Genomic DNA, 11,700 nt, shown 5'->3' on the forward strand with positions numbered 1-11,700 from the left:
GCGCTGCTTCAGATCTTTCCGAGCGCCTGCACGCGCCACGCCAGCCACAGCTTGCGCACGGGCGTAAGGCTCACGCGCTGGTTGAGCACCTGGAATTTGTCGCGCTCGATCTCGCGCAGCAGGGTGCGGTAGATGCTGGCCATCATGAGTCCGGGCTTTTGCGCGCGCAGGTCGGCCGCGGGCAGCAGGGCCAGCGCTTCGTCGTAGGCGGCATGGGCGCGTTCGGCCTGGAACTTCATGAGCGCCACGAAGCGCTCGGAGTAGACGCGGTTCAGCAATTCGTGCGCCTTCACGTCGAACTGCTGCAGCTCGTTCACCGGCAGGTAGATGCGGCCGCGCAACGCGTCTTCGCCGACGTCGCGGATGATGTTGGTGAGCTGCAGCGCCAGGCCCAGCTTGTGGGCGTAGCCGGTGGTGCGCGGATCGGTCTGGCCGAAGATGCGCGCCGCGACTTCGCCCACCACGCCGGCCACCAGGTGGCAGTACTGCGCGAGGTTGGGAAACGCGAGGTAGCGGGTCTGTTCCAGATCCATCTGGCAGCCGTCGATCACCTGCAGAAGTTGCTTCGCCTCGATGCCGAACCCGGCGGTGTGGGGCATCAGCGCTTTCATCGCAGGATGGCGCGGCTCGCCGGCGAACGATTGCGCGACTTCGGTGCGCCACCAGGCCAGCTTGGTGGCGGCCACGCCGGGATCCCGCACCTCGTCGACCACATCGTCGATCTCGCGGCAGAACGCGTAGAACGCGGTGATCGCCGCACGGCGCGGCTTGGGCAGAAACAGGAAGGCGTAGTAGAAGCTGCTGCCTGAAGCGGCGGCTTTCTCCTGGACGTATTGCTCGGGCGTGGTCATCGTGGCTGCGAAATCATTGGGCGCGATTGTCGGTGACCGGGCGGGTCACATGCGCAGCGCGCGCCATGCCAGCAGCGGTGCGTCGGCGGCGCCGATGGTGGGGCGGTGCCGCAGCGTGTCGAAGCCCAGTGCCTCGATCTTGTCGAGGATGCGCAGGCCTCCCTGCACCACGAAGCGCAGCTCCCACCCCATGCGGCCCGGCAGCCGGTGCACCAGCGGTGCGCCCTGCTGCATGAGCCCGCGCGCCCATGCGGCCTCGCTCGCTATCAAATTGATAGCTTCCGGTGCAGGCGGGGCCGACCCGGAAGATTTGAGGCTTTCGGGCGTGACGCCATGCGCCTCGCAGTCGGCCAACGGAAAGTAGAGGCGGCCGCGCGGCAGATCCACGCCCGGGTCTTGCCAGAAGTTGATGAGTTGCAACGCGCTGCAGATCGCGTCGCTCTGCGCCAGCGCAGCGGCGTCGTGCACGCCGCACAGGTGCAGCAGAAGGCGGCCGACCGGGTTGGCGGAACGGGCGCAGTAGTCGAGCAGTTCGGCGCGGTCGGCGTAGGCGGCGCCGTCGCGGGTTTTCTCGATGTCCTGCACAAAAGCCGAGAGCAGGGCGGCCAGCAGCGGCTCGGGCAGCGCGAAGTCGCGCACGGCGACCGCTAGAGGGCCGAACACTTCGGGCCAGCGCGCCGAGGCCGCAGCGCCCTGTGCGGCAGCGGCAAGGTCGGCACGGTAGGCCTGCAGCGCGGCGAGCCGATCGGCGGGCGAAGCGTCGCCTTCGTCGGCGATGTCGTCGGCCGTGCGCGCAAATGCGTAAATCGCGGCGATCGGGGGGCGCAGCCGCGGCGGGCAGAGCCAGGACGCGACCGGAAAGTTTTCGTAGTGATCTGGCACGCGCCGGATTGTCAGGCACGCGCGGTACGATCCCGCCGCACGCCATGAACACCACCACCACCACCACCTCCTCTTCGCCGACCGGCGCTGCGCCGCACGCCGCTGGCGGTGCCGGCCTGATGATGGCCGCGCTCGGCGTGGTGTTCGGCGACATCGGAACCTCGCCGCTCTATGCCTTCAAGGAAACGCTGAACCCCGACCATGGCGTGGCCTTCAGCCCCGACGCGGTGCTGGGGCTGCTGTCGTTGATCTTCTGGGGGCTGATGGTGGTGGTTGCGCTCAAGTACGTGGTGTTCGTGCTGCGCGCCGACCACGACGGGGAGGGCGGCATCCTGGCGCTGCAGGCGCTGGCGCGTCGCGCGGCCGAGGGGGCCGGCACGCGGCCCTGGATGTGGAAGTTTCTGAGCCTGCTCGGGCTCGTGGGCGCCGCGATGTTTTATGGCGACAGCCTCATCACACCGGCGATCTCGGTACTGTCGGCGGTCGAAGGGCTGGAGGTCGAAGCGCATGCGCTCAAGCCGTTCGTGATTCCGATCACGCTGCTGATTCTCATCGCGCTGTTCGCGGTGCAGCGCCTCGGCACCGATGCGGTCGGAAAAGTGTTCGGGCCGGTCATGCTGCTGTGGTTCGTGGTGCTGGGCGTGGCGGGTGTATTGCAGATCCTCAAGCAGCCGCAGGTGCTGGCGGCGCTCGATCCGAGCCGCGCGATCGGCTTTCTGGTGACGCACCGCGCGCAGTCGCTGGCGGTGCTGGGCGCGGTCTTCCTGGCGTTTACCGGCGGCGAGGCGCTCTATGCCGATATGGGGCACTTCGGCGCCCGGCCGATCCGGTTGGCCTGGACGTTCATCGCGATGCCGGGCCTGGTGCTCAACTATTTCGGTCAGGGCGCGCTGGTGCTGGGCAACCCGGCAGCGATCGACAACCCGTTCTTTCGCATGTTCCCCGCCTGGGCCGTGGTGCCGATGGTGGTGCTGGCGGCGATGGCGACCGTGATCGCCTCGCAAGCCGTGATCTCCGGCGCCTTCTCTCTCACGGCACAGGCCATGCGCATGGGCTACCTGCCTCGCATGCGCGTGGTTCAGACCTCGGGCTCGGCGATCGGCCAAATCTACGTGCCGGCGATCAACTGGATCCTGATGGTCGGCGTGCTGTTGCTGGTGGTCGGGTTTCGCAGCTCGAGCGCGCTGTCGGCGGCCTACGGCATCGCAGTGTCGATCACGATGGTGACGACCACGCTGCTTGCCGGTGTGGTGGCTTACAAGCTCTGGCGCTGGAACCGGGTTGCGGTGGTGGCCGGCGTGCTTGTGTTCGCGGTGATCGACCTGACCTTCGTGGTCGCCAATAGCCTCAAAGTGGCCGAAGGCGGCTGGCTCACGCTGGCCGTGGCGGTGTTCATGATGGTGATCTTCACCACGTGGGCCAAGGGCCGCCGCCTCGGGCTGCAGGCGGCCGAGGCCAAGAAGTTGCCGCTGCGGCCTTTCATCGAATCGCTGGCCGCCAGCATGCCGCACCGCGTGCGCGGTACGGCCGTGTTCCTGAACGGCGACGCCGACTCGGTGCCGCATGCGCTCTTGCATAACCTCAAGCACAACCAGGTGCTGCACGAGCAGGTGATCACGCTGGTCGTGCAGCCCAGCGCCACGCCGCGCGTCGACGCGGCGCACCGCATCACGGCCGAAAACCTGGGCCACGGCGTCTGGTCGGTGGTGGCGCGCCACGGCTTCATGGAGCGGCCCGACGTGCCGGAGTTCATCCGCATCTTTGCCTACCAGAAGGGCGTGGCCTGCGAGTCGATGAGCACCTCGTACTTCACCTCGCGCGCCTCGGTGATCGACGCGCATCTGCCGGGCATGAATCCGGTGCGGCGCGCGTTGTTCGGCTGGCTGCAGCGCAATGCGGGCCGGGCATCGGATTACTTCCAGCTCCCGGGCAACCGCCTGGTCGAAATGGGCCAGCGAACCTGAATTGGGGCGGTCTGGACGCCGCAGTTATTGACAGCCTTTCGCGTTTACCCTAGATTACTAACCGGCTGGTCATTAATGACCCCTGTCAGCTCAATCAAGGTGTCCCATGACCGCGTTTCCTTCCCTCCTTGCCACGCCGCTGCGTTCCGGTGCCGCATTGTTCCTGATCGCGGCGCTGGCCGCCTGCACCAAGGCGCCGCCGCCCGAAGAGCCGGTGCGCGCGGTCAAGGTCATCACCATCGGTGCCAGCGCTTTCGCCAGCGAGCCGGAGTTCTCGGCCGAGGTCAAGGCCCGGGTCGAATCGCGCCTGGGCTTTCGCGTAGCGGGCAAGATCACCCAGCGCCAGGTCGACCTGGGTCAGCACGTCAAGGCGGGCCAGGTGCTGGCGCAGCTCGATCCGCAAGACTACCGCCTTGCCGCCGAGGCGGCCCGGGCCCAGTCGGCCGCCGCGCTGACCAACCGTGACCTGGCTTCTGCCGACCTCAAGCGCTACCGCGAGCTGAAGGAACAGAACTTCATCAGCGGCGCCGAACTCGAACGCCGCGAAACCACCTACAAGGCCGCGCAGGCCCAGTTCGAGCAGGCGCAGGCGCAGCTGTCGTCGCAGGGCAACCAGGCCAGCTACACCACGCTGGTGGCCGACGTATCGGGCGTGGTCACGGCGGTCGAAGCCGAGCCCGGCCAGGTGGTGACAGCCGGCACGACGGTGGTGCGCATTGCGCAGGACGGTCCGCGCGACGTGGTGTTCGCGGTCCCGGAAGACCGCGCCGGTCTCGTCAAGGTGGGCTCACCCGTCACGGTGCGGGGCTGGGCCAACGACAGCGAGCAGGAAGGCACGGTGCGCGAGGTCGCCGCCAGTGCCGACCCGGTGACGCGCACCTACAGTGTCAAGGTCGCGATCGATGCGGCCGATGCGCCCGCGCTCGGCGCCACCGTCTATGCCAGGCCCAAGGCGCTGGGGCGCAGCGGAACGGCCGTGATCAAGCTGCCGACCAGCTCGCTGCGCCAGGAAGGGCAGGGCAGTGCGGTCTGGGTGCTCGACAAGGCGACGATGACGGTGCGCTCGCAGCCGGTGCAACTGGCCACTGCCGACGGCAACGAGGCGGTGGTGGCTGGCGGCCTCGTGCCCGGCATGCTGGTGGTGGTGGCCGGCGTGCACGTGCTTTCGCCGAACCAGAAGGTCACGGTCTACGAATCGAAAGTGGGCGGAACGCCCGTTGCCCCGGCGCCGGGCGCTGTCAAGACTGTCGCGCCGGCCGCTTCGGGTGCGGCCCGATGAGCACGCCGCCGGACGCCGGCAGCACCGGTTTCAACCTGTCCAAATGGGCGCTCGACCACGGGCCGCTCACACGCTACCTCATGTTCGTGTTGATGTTGCTGGGCTTTGCCGCCTACTTCCAGCTCGGCCAGGACGAAGACCCGCCGTTTACCTTCCGCATCATGGTGGTGCGCACCTACTGGCCGGGCGCGACGGCACAGCAAGTGGCCGAGCAGGTCACCGACAAGCTCGAACGCTCGCTGCAGGAGGCGCCGTACGCCGACAAGATCCGCAGCTATTCCAAGCCGGGCGAATCGCAGATCATTTTCGAGATCAAGGATTCGTCCAAGGCCAGCGAGGTGCCGAACGTCTGGTACACGGTGCGCAAGAAGATCGGCGACATGCGCAGCACGCTGCCGGCCGGCGTGCAGGGGCCGTTCTTCAACGACGACTTCGGCGACGTCTACGGCGTGATCTACGCGCTCGAGAGCGAGGGCTTCAGCCACGCCGAACTGCACAACCTGGCCGATGACGTGCGCCAGCAGCTGCTGCGCGTGAAAGACGTGGCCAAGGTCGACCAGTTCGGCGTGCAGGACGAAAAGGTCTACATCGAGGTGTCACAGAAGCGCGTGGCGCAGCTGGGGCTCGACTTCAATGCCGTGCTGGCGCAGATCGGCTCGCAGAACGCGGTGGAGAGCGCAGGCACGATCCAGTCGCCGCTCGACGTGGTGCAGGTGCGCGTGGGCGGCCAGTTCACCAACATCGAACAACTGCGCGGGATGCCGATCCGCGGCAGCTCGGGCAACCAGCTCAAGCTCGGCGACATCGCCGACATCCGCCGCGACTACATCGACCCGCCCTCGGTCAAGGTGCGGCACCAGGGCAAGGAGGTCGTGGCGCTCGGTATCTCGATGGCCAAGGGCGGCGACATCATCGCGCTCGGCAAGGCGCTGCGCGCCGCCACGGCCCAGATCGACAAGCAGCTGCCCGTGGGCGTGAAGCTCGCGCAGGTGCAGGATCAGCCGGCTTCAGTGTCGACTTCGGTCAACGAGTTCGTGCATGTGCTGATCGAGGCAGTGGCGATCGTGCTGGCCGTGAGCTTCATCGCGCTCGGCCTGCACAAGGGCGGACGCTTCGGCTGGTACATCGACATCCGGCCCGGGCTGGTGGTGGCGATCACGATTCCGCTGGTGCTGGCCGTGACCTTCCTGGCGATGGACTATTTCGGCATCGGCTTGCACAAGATCTCGCTCGGCTCGCTGATCATCGCGCTCGGCCTGCTGGTGGACGACGCCATCATCGCGGTCGAGATGATGGTGCGCAAGATGGAGGAGGGCTACGACAAGGTGCGCGCGGCCACCTTCGCCTACGACGTCACGGCCATGCCGATGCTGACCGGCACCCTGATCACGGCGGCGGGCTTCCTGCCGATCGGCATCGCGAAATCGGTGACCGGCGAATACACCTTCGCGATCTTCGCGGTGACCGTGATCGCACTGGTGCTGAGCTGGATCGTCTCGGTCTACTTCGTGCCCTACCTCGGCACCCTGCTGCTCAAGGTGAAGCCGCACGATCCGGACGCACCGCCGCACGAGCTGTTCGATTCGCCGTTCTACAACACCTTCCGGCGCGCGGTGAACTGGTGCGTGGAGTACCGCTGGCTGACCATCGCTGCCACCGTGCTGATCTTCGCCCTGGGCATCGTCGGCATGGGCAAGGTGCAGCAGCAGTTTTTCCCCGATTCGAGCCGCCCCGAGATCCTGGTCGACCTGTGGTTGCCCGAGGGCACCTCGTTCAAGGCCAACGAGGAGGTGGCAAAGCGGGTCGAGCAGCGCTTCCTGCAGGAGAGCGGCGTCGCGACAGTGAGCACTTGGATCGGCTCGGGCGTGCCGCGCTTCTACCTGCCGCTGGACCAGGTGTTTCCGCAGAGCAACGTGTCGCAGCTGATCGTGCTGAGCAAGGACTTGAAGCAGCGCGAACTGCTGCGCCTCAAGCTGCCGACGATCATGGCGCAGGAATTTCCCGAGGTGCGCGGCCGCGTCAAGCTGCTGCCGAACGGGCCGCCGGTGGCCTATCCGGTGCAGTTCCGCGTGATCGGCACCGACCCGGCGCAGTTGCGCGTGCATGCCGACGAGGTCAAGGCCGTGATGCGCGACAACGCCAACATGCGCGGCGTCAACGACAACTGGAACGAGTCGGTCAAGGTAATCCGCCTCGAAGTGGATCAGGCCAAGGCGCGCGCGCTCGGCGTCACCAGCCAGGCCATCGCGCAGGCCGCCAAGACCATGTTCAGCGGCACCAACGTCGGCCAGTACCGCGAGAACGACCGCCTGATCGACATCGTGCTGCGCCAGTCGCCCGACGAACGCGAGGCGATCTCGGACATCGGCAACGCTTATCTGCCGACCACCTCGGGCCGCTCGATTCCGCTCACGCAGATCGCCAAGCCGGTGTTTACCTGGGAGCCGGGCGTGATGTGGCGCGAGAACCGCGACTACGCGATCACCGTGCAGGGCGACATCGTCGAGGGCCTGCAGGGCGCCACTGTCACGGCCGAACTCCTGCCGCAACTGCGCGCTCTCGAGGCCAGGTGGCATGCGGCCGGGCAGGGCGGCTATCGCATCGACGTGGCGGGCGCGGTCGAGCAGAGCAGCAAGGGCTCATCGTCGATCGTGGCGGGCGTGCCGATCATGCTGTTCCTGGTGTTCACGCTGCTGATGCTGCAGTTGCACAGCTTCAGCCGGTCGCTGCTGGTGTTCATCACCGGGCCGCTCGGCATTGCCGGCGTGGCGGCTGCGCTGCTGCTGCTGAACCGGCCGTTCGGCTTTGTCGCGCTGCTCGGTGTGATTGCGCTCATGGGCATGATCCAGCGCAATTCGGTGATCCTGATCGACCAGATCGAGAGCGACCGGGCAGCCGGGGTGCCGGCCTGGGACGCGATCGTCGAGTCGGCGGTGCGGCGGCTGCGGCCAATCGTGCTGACCGCGGCGGCGGCAGTGCTGGCGATGATCCCGTTGTCGCGCAGCGTGTTCTGGGGGCCGATGGCGGTGGCGATCATGGGCGGGCTGATCGTGGCCACCGTGCTGACCCTGCTGGCACTGCCCGCCATGTACGCCGCTGCATTCCGTGTCAGGCGGGAGCCGGAACAGGCCCCGGTTAGCGTTTAAAATGCGCGGTTGACCGATTTCGAACGGGTGGTCTGCATTCAGAGGCCGCCCGTTTTTCGTTGCATGCACCGGACCGCGCGGGTGGCGAAATTGGTAGACGCACCAGGTTTAGGTCCTGACGTTCGCAAGAACGTGCCGGTTCGAGTCCGGCCCCGCGCACCAGCCCCAATCTCTCTTGAGGAACACAAAATGACCGTGAACGTTGAAACCCTCGAAAAGCTCGAGCGCAAGATCACGCTGACCTTGCCGGTCGGCACCATCCAGTCCGAAGTCGACTCGCGCCTCAAGAAGCTGGCCCGCACCGTCAAGATGGACGGCTTCCGTCCGGGCAAGGTGCCGATGAACGTCGTGGCCCAGCGCTACGGCTACTCCGTGCACTACGAAGTGATGAACGACAAGGTCGGCGAGGCCTTCTCGCAGGCCGCCAACGAAGCCAAGCTGCGCGTGGCTGGCCAGCCCCGCATCACCGAAAAGGAAGAATCGCCCGAAGGCGAACTGGCTTTCGACGCGGTGTTCGAGGTGTTCCCCGAAGTCAAGATCAACGACCTGTCGGGCGCCCAGGTGGACCGCATCACGTCAGAAGTCGGTGACGACGCGATCGACAAGACCCTCGAGATCCTGCGCAAGCAGCGCCGTACCTTCGCGCAGCGCGCGATGGACGCCGCCGCGCAGGACAACGACCGCGTGACGGTCGACTTCGAAGGCAAGATCGACGGCGAAACCTTCCAGGGCGGCAAGGCCGAAGACTTCCAGTTCATCGTCGGCGAAGGCCAGATGCTGAAGGAATTCGAAGATGCCGTGCGCGGCCTGAAGAGCGGCGACAGCCGCACCTTCCCGCTGTCGTTCCCTGCCGACTACCACGGCAAGGACGTGGCCGGCAAGCAGGCCGACTTCATGGTCACCGTGAAAAAGATCGAAGCCTCGCACCTGCCCGAAGTCAACGAGCAGCTCGCCAAGTCCCTCGGCATCGCCGAAGCGACCGTGGAAGGCCTGCGCGCCGACATCAAGCGCAACCTCGAACGCGAAGTGAAGTTCCGCCTGCTGGCGCGCAACAAGAACTCCGTGATGGACGCGCTGATCGCCAACGCCGAACTCGACCTGCCGAACTCCAGCGTGCAATCGGAAATCGACCGCATGGTCGAAGGCGCGCGCGCCGAACTGAAGCAGCGCGGCATCAAGGACGCCGACAAGGCGCCGATCCCCGAAGAAATGTTCCGCCCGCAAGCCGAGCGCCGCGTGCGCCTGGGCCTGGTGGTGGCCGAACTGGTGCGCGCCAACGACCTGCAGGCCAAGCCGGAGCAGATCAAGGCGCACATCGACGAGCTGGCTGCCAGCTACGAAAAGCCGGCCGACGTGGTGCGCTGGTATTTCGGCGACAACCGCCGCCTGGCCGAAGTCGAAGCCGTGGTGATCGAGAACAACGTCACGGACTTCGTGCTCGGCCGCGCCAAGGTCAGCGAAAAATCGGTGTCGTTCGACGAGCTGATGGCGCAGCAGGGTTGATCGTCCGCCGGCTCCGCAGGAATTGGGGCTTGTGCTTTGAAGCACGAGCCCCATTTTTGCTTGGGTACAGTACAAACCTCTCTGGAAAGCACATATGAGCGCACAGGAAACCAAGGGCCTGGGTCTGATCCCGATGGTCATCGAGCAGTCGGGCCGCGGCGAGCGGTCTTACGACATTTATTCGCGTCTGCTCAAGGAGCGGGTGATCTTTCTGGTTGGGGAGGTGAACGACCAGACCGCCAATCTCGTGGTGGCACAGCTGCTGTTTCTCGAGAGCGAAAATCCGGACAAGGACATTTCGTTCTACATCAACTCCCCGGGCGGGAGCGTCAGCGCCGGCCTGGCGATCTTCGACACCATGCAGTTCGTCAAGCCGGAAGTCTCGACGCTGTGCATGGGCATGGCGGCCAGCATGGGCTCGTTCCTGCTGATGGCCGGTGCCAAGGGCAAGCGTTTTGCGCTGCCCAACTCGAAGATCATGATCCACCAGCCCTCCGGCGGCACCTCGGGCCAGGCGACCGACATCGAGATTCACGCGCGGGAAATCATCAAGACGCGCGAGCAGCTCAACAAGATCTACGCCGAGCGCACCGGCCAGCCGGTCGAGAAAATCGCGCTCGACATGGAACGCGACCGTTACCTGTCGGCCGAGGAAGCGCAGGTCTATGGGCTGGTCGACCAGGTGATCCACAAGCGGGCTTAAGTCGCTTTTTTGCCGGCCGCGGGTCCGAAAACGGCGTTTCCCACACGGGGAACGCCGTTTTTGTTTCGCTATCATTGTTAAATCCCAGTTACGAGGCATCTGCATGGCCGAGAAAAAAGGCTCTTCCAGCGAAAAAACGCTTTACTGCTCGTTCTGCGGGAAGAGTCAGCACGAGGTCAAAAAGCTGATCGCCGGTCCGTCGGTGTTCATCTGCGACGAATGCATCGACCTCTGCAACGAAATCATCCGCGACGAACTACCGGCGGGTGAAGAAGCACGCGACGCGCGCAACGACCTGCCGACGCCGCTCGAGATCAAGACCAACCTCGACAACTACGTGATCGGCCAGGAGCCTGCCAAGCGCATGTTGTCCGTGGCGGTCTACAACCACTACAAGCGCCTGCGCCACAAGGAAAAGAACACCAAGGGCGACGAGGTCGAACTCAGCAAGAGCAACATCCTGCTGATCGGCCCGACCGGTTCGGGTAAGACGCTGCTGGCCCAGACGCTGGCGCGCATGCTCGACGTGCCCTTCGTGATGGCCGACGCCACCACGCTGACGGAAGCGGGCTATGTCGGCGAAGACGTCGAGAACATCATCCAGAAGCTGTTGCAGAGTTGCAACTACGAAGTCGAAAAGGCCCAGCGAGGCATCGTCTACATCGACGAGATCGACAAGATCTCGCGCAAGTCCGACAACCCCTCGATCACCCGCGACGTGTCGGGCGAGGGCGTGCAGCAGGCTTTGCTCAAGCTGATCGAAGGCACCATGGCCAGCGTGCCGCCGCAGGGCGGGCGCAAGCATCCGAACCAGGACTTCCTGCAGATCGACACGACCAATATCCTGTTCATCTGTGGCGGTGCGTTTTCGGGTCTCGAGAAGGTGATCGAGAACCGTACCGAAGCCTCCGGCATCGGCTTCGGCGCGATGGTGCGCAGCAAGGAGCAGCGCAGCATCACCGAGGTGTTCCGCGAAGTGGAGCCGGAAGACCTGATCAAGTTCGGCCTGATCCCCGAACTCGTCGGCCGCATGCCGGTGGTGGCCTCGCTGGCCGAACTCAGCGAAGACGCGCTGGTGCAGATCCTGACCGAGCCGAAGAACGCAGTGGTCAAGCAGTTCACCAAGCTGCTGCAGATGGAAGGCGTGGATCTCGAGATCCGTCCCGCCGCTCTGAAAGCAATTGCGCGCAAGGCGCTGGCGCGCAAGACGGGCGCACGAGGCTTGCGGTCGATCCTTGAACAGTCGCTGATCGACACCATGTTCGAATTGCCGAACGCGACCAATGTCGACAAGGTGGTGGTCGAGGAATCGACCATCGATGAAAACAAGCCCCCGTTGCTCGTGTACCGCGAAGCAGCGAAAAAGGCCTAA

General features: G+C 65.5%; 8 protein-coding genes and 1 tRNA gene. 7 read left to right on the plus strand and 2 right to left on the minus strand.

The genetic code is table 11. The features are described 5' to 3' along the window. Positions 1-8: 8 nt before the first annotated feature. Both hpnD and hpnC read right to left on the minus strand, forming a co-directional pair. The gene (gene hpnD, locus ACSFA8_RS13080) at positions 9-851 is read right to left on the minus strand and encodes a presqualene diphosphate synthase HpnD (RefSeq protein ID WP_435479952.1); all 843 of its coding nucleotides are present in this window, start codon (positions 849-851) and stop codon (positions 9-11) included. A gap of 45 nt (positions 852-896) precedes the next feature. Further along, entirely contained in the window at positions 897-1,733 is an 837-nt protein-coding gene (gene hpnC / locus ACSFA8_RS13085) for a squalene synthase HpnC (protein WP_435479953.1), read from the minus strand. Positions 1,734-1,777: 44 nt separating this feature from the next. Here hpnC and ACSFA8_RS13090 point away from each other — a divergent pair, with 44 nt between their 5' ends. The 7 genes from ACSFA8_RS13090 to clpX all read left to right on the plus strand — a co-directional run bounded on the left by ACSFA8_RS13090 (position 1,778) and on the right by clpX (position 11,700). Further along, positions 1,778-3,697 carry a potassium transporter Kup gene (locus ACSFA8_RS13090; protein WP_435479954.1) on the plus strand — a complete coding sequence of 640 codons (1,920 nt, stop codon included), beginning with the start codon at positions 1,778-1,780 and terminating at the stop codon, positions 3,695-3,697. A gap of 106 nt (positions 3,698-3,803) precedes the next feature. Beyond that, complete coding sequence (locus tag ACSFA8_RS13095; protein ID WP_435479955.1) at positions 3,804-4,976, plus strand: efflux RND transporter periplasmic adaptor subunit; 1,173 nt, start codon at positions 3,804-3,806, stop codon at positions 4,974-4,976. After that, positions 4,973-8,122, plus strand: coding sequence for an efflux RND transporter permease subunit (locus tag ACSFA8_RS13100; RefSeq protein ID WP_435479956.1), 3,150 nt, complete (start codon positions 4,973-4,975; stop codon positions 8,120-8,122). Before ACSFA8_RS13095 ends, ACSFA8_RS13100 begins: the two co-directional genes overlap by 4 nt. Before the next feature lie 75 nt (positions 8,123-8,197). Beyond that, positions 8,198-8,284 (plus strand) — tRNA-Leu (locus tag ACSFA8_RS13105). A gap of 27 nt (positions 8,285-8,311) precedes the next feature. Further along, the gene (tig, locus tag ACSFA8_RS13110) at positions 8,312-9,625 is read left to right on the plus strand and encodes a trigger factor (RefSeq protein ID WP_435479957.1); all 1,314 of its coding nucleotides are present in this window, start codon (positions 8,312-8,314) and stop codon (positions 9,623-9,625) included. 94 nt (positions 9,626-9,719) lie between these two features. Continuing rightward, the gene (gene clpP / locus ACSFA8_RS13115; protein ID WP_435479958.1) at positions 9,720-10,328 is read left to right on the plus strand and encodes an ATP-dependent Clp endopeptidase proteolytic subunit ClpP; all 609 of its coding nucleotides are present in this window, start codon (positions 9,720-9,722) and stop codon (positions 10,326-10,328) included. Positions 10,329-10,431: 103 nt separating this feature from the next. Beyond that, positions 10,432-11,700, plus strand: a complete 1,269-nt coding sequence (gene clpX, locus ACSFA8_RS13120) for an ATP-dependent Clp protease ATP-binding subunit ClpX (protein ID WP_286543289.1) — start codon at positions 10,432-10,434, stop codon at positions 11,698-11,700.

The sequence above is a fragment of the Variovorax nitratireducens genome (genome assembly GCF_051216545.1).
GTDB lineage: Bacteria > Pseudomonadota > Gammaproteobacteria > Burkholderiales > Burkholderiaceae_C > Variovorax.